This window comes from Streptomyces sp. MB09-02B, assembly GCF_033794485.1.
Lineage (GTDB): Bacteria > Actinomycetota > Actinomycetes > Streptomycetales > Streptomycetaceae > Streptomyces.
Window position 1 is genome coordinate 1 of sequence record NZ_JARGEE010000708.1, and the last position, 2,702, is coordinate 2,702.

The following is a 2,702-nucleotide window of genomic DNA, read 5'->3' on the forward strand; positions in this document are numbered from 1 at the left end:
GTGCGGAAAGGTGCGGGGGGTTCAGAAAGGTACGAGGGGTTCGGGTCGGGTCGGGTCGGGTCGGGTCGAGGGTTTCAGCGTGTGGCGTACGGCAGGAGGGCCATCTCGCGGGCGTTCTTGATGGCCCGTGCGAGCTGACGCTGCTGCTGCGCGGTGACGCGGGTCACGCGGCGGCTGCGGATCTTGCCCCGGTCGGAGATGAACCGGCGCAGGAGGTCCGTGTCCTTGTAGTCGATGTAAGTGATCCTCGCCTGGTCCAGCGGGTTGGGGCGGGACTTGGCGGGCTTGCGCTCCGGCTTGCGGGGCATGGCGGTTCAGACCTCCAGGAAGGTGTCGAAGGGGCGCGGCAGCCGTTCCCAGGCGGCGCGGCCCGCGGCGTACTCGGCGTCGGTGAGCAGGCAGGACTCCAGCAGCCGTTCGAGTCCGTCACGGTCCAGGCCCGGCGAGGTGAAGACGAGGTGCTGGCAGCGGTCGCCATGCTCCGGATGCCAGTCGAGGGCGGCTGCGGCGCGGCGGACCGGGGGGACCATGTCCCAGGCGGCGTCCGGGAGCGAGGCGAGCCAGGGGCCGACCGACTCCACGCACAGGGCGCCGCCGGCCGCGTCCCAGTGGAGCAGGGTGTCGGGGCGCTCGGCCAGCCAGAACCTGCCCCGGCTGCGGGCCGCCGCACAACAGAGGTCCTCAAGGGCCGCGTAGAGCCGCTCCGGGTGGAAGGGGCGGTGGCGGTGCCAGACGAGGGTGGTGACGCCGTGTTCGTCGGCGTCGGTGGGGAGGAGGGCGGACGCCGGGTGCTGGGCCGCTGCGGCGGCGTCCACGTCGAAGCCGGCGAACGCTGCGGCGAGCAGGGACGGGGAGCGCCGTGAGTGGTACTGGACGCTGCCGGGTGCGGGTGGGTCGTGGCTGGTCGCGCCCCGCGGCGGAGCCGCAGATCGATGCTGCCCCGCGCCCCTTTCGGGGCCTGCGGCCACCTCAGGGGCACGTTGTCGGTCGGCTATGGGCACCTGCTGGGCCGTCGGGTGCAACTGGGCCAGCAGGGCCCTGTCCTCGTCGTCCGCCTCGGCCGAGTCGAGTACGGCCAGGATCGGGGCGTACTCCAGTTGGCGGGCGAAGGTGTCGGCGACCGTGCGCTGGTCGGTGGTGGCTGCGGCCAGGCCCCGGTCGGCGAGGTCGTCGCCGTTGCCGAGGTAGGGCAGCAGGAGGGCGGGGTCGACGGCCGTGATCACCGAGGTGAGACGGAGGCCGCTGGCGGCGACCACCTCGGCCATGGCCTTCGGCTCGACCGAGTCCCAGAGTTCGACGACCGCGAGGCGGGTGAGGCCCGCGTCGGCGAAGCGCTCCAGTTCGGGGACGAGGTCCTCACGCAGCGCGCAGCAGGCGCAGTCGTTGACGAGCGGGGTCTCGCCGGTGGAGATGAGACCCGCCGCGTCCCGGACGGTCCGGACGACCTTGGCGTCCGGACCGTCGGTGGCGGTGGAGAGGTCGTGGTGCAGCGCGACGCTGCCCGGGACCCCGGCGAGCAGCGCCTCGACGGCGGCCCGCCGGGCGTCGGCGTGCAACCCGCCGACGATCGCGACAGACAGCTGTGTCACGTCGGTCAGCCCCGCTTCTTTCCGGTCGAGTCGGTGGCTCCGGCCGATCCGGTCGCTCCGGCCTTCCCGGCGCCGTAGCGCTTCTGGAACTTCTCCACGCGGCCGGCCGTGTCCAGCACGCGCGCGGTGCCCGTGTAGAAGGGGTGGCTGACGTTCGAGATCTCGACGTCGACCACCGGGTAGGTGTTGCCGTCCTCCCACTCGATCGTCTTCTCGCTCGTCATCGTCGAGCGGGTGAGGAAGGTGTGGTTCGCGGCACGGTCCCGGAAGACGACCGGCCCGTACGACGGGTGGATGTCCTTCTTCATCGGCGCCTCAGCGCTCCTCTCGGAAGTCGACGTGACGGCCCGCCATCGGGTCGAACTTGCGCAGCGTCAGCCGGTCCGGGTCGTTCCGGCGGTTCTTGCGGGTGACGTAGGTGTAGCCGGTGCCGGCCGTGGACCGGAGTTTGATGACCGGGCGGAGTTCGTTGCGTGCCATGCTGCTACCTTACTGAAAATGAATTCCATTTACATCACCTGATCGAGAGAGGTGCATCACCTTGTCCGCCCACTGCATGCTGACCGGCGCCCAGCCCGGCTTCGGCAACCGCATCTCGCACTCCCACCGGCGTACGTCCCGCCGTTTCGATCCCAACATCCAGTCCAAGCGGTACTGGCTGCCCAGCGAGAACCGCCATGTGCGGCTGCGGCTGAGCACGAAGGGGATCAAGACCGTGGACGTCATCGGCGTCGAGGCCGCGGTCGCGCGGATCCGCGCGCGCGGCGTGAAGATCTGAAGGGCTGAGGAGCCGATGGCGAAGAAGAGCAAGATCGCGAAGAACGACAAGCGCCGGGAGATCGTCGCGCGGTACGCCGAGCGGCGGGCCGAGCTGAAGGAGATCATCCGGCGGCCGTCCGCCTCTGACGCCGAGCGCGAGGCCGCCCAGCGGGAGCTGCGCGCCCAGCCGCGCGACGCCAGCGCGACCCGCGTCCGCAACCGGGACCAGGTGGACGGCCGACCTCGGGGGCACTTCCGGAAGTTCGGGCTGTCCCGCGTGAGTCTGCGGGAGCAGGCGCACGCGGGGTATCTGCCCGGGGTGCGGAAGTCGTCCTGGTAGGGGGTGGGTGACGG

General features: G+C 71.2%; 6 protein-coding genes. 2 read left to right on the top strand and 4 right to left on the bottom strand.

Annotated features, from left to right (window positions below; genetic code table 11):
- Window positions 1-74: 74 nt before the first annotated feature.
- Genes rpsR through rpmG form a run of 4 tightly spaced genes read right to left on the bottom strand, consistent with a single transcriptional unit; the run spans window position 75 to window position 2,069 of the window.
- Complete coding sequence (gene rpsR, locus P1P70_RS43100) at window positions 75-308, bottom strand: 30S ribosomal protein S18 (RefSeq protein WP_319247734.1); 234 nt, start codon at window positions 306-308, stop codon at window positions 75-77.
- A gap of 6 nt (window positions 309-314) precedes the next feature.
- Window positions 315-1,589: a CobW family GTP-binding protein gene (locus tag P1P70_RS43105; protein ID WP_319247736.1), complete on the bottom strand. Its 1,275-nt coding sequence runs from the start codon at window positions 1,587-1,589 to the stop codon at window positions 315-317.
- 5 nt (window positions 1,590-1,594) lie between these two features.
- Window positions 1,595-1,897: a type B 50S ribosomal protein L31 gene (locus P1P70_RS43110; protein ID WP_319247738.1), complete on the bottom strand. Its 303-nt coding sequence runs from the start codon at window positions 1,895-1,897 to the stop codon at window positions 1,595-1,597.
- 7 nt (window positions 1,898-1,904) lie between these two features.
- Window positions 1,905-2,069, bottom strand: a complete 165-nt coding sequence (gene rpmG / locus P1P70_RS43115) for a 50S ribosomal protein L33 (RefSeq protein WP_033524681.1) — start codon at window positions 2,067-2,069, stop codon at window positions 1,905-1,907.
- Window positions 2,070-2,130: 61 nt separating this feature from the next.
- Here rpmG and rpmB point away from each other — a divergent pair, with 61 nt between their 5' ends.
- Together rpmB and rpsN are read left to right on the top strand one after the other, a co-directional pair.
- Window positions 2,131-2,367 carry a 50S ribosomal protein L28 gene (gene rpmB, locus P1P70_RS43120; RefSeq protein ID WP_184905144.1) on the top strand — a complete coding sequence of 79 codons (237 nt, stop codon included), beginning with the start codon at window positions 2,131-2,133 and terminating at the stop codon, window positions 2,365-2,367.
- Between the two features lie 15 nt (window positions 2,368-2,382).
- Window positions 2,383-2,688 carry a 30S ribosomal protein S14 gene (gene rpsN / locus P1P70_RS43125; RefSeq protein ID WP_319247741.1) on the top strand — a complete coding sequence of 102 codons (306 nt, stop codon included), beginning with the start codon at window positions 2,383-2,385 and terminating at the stop codon, window positions 2,686-2,688.
- Window positions 2,689-2,702: the final 14 nt, after the last annotated feature.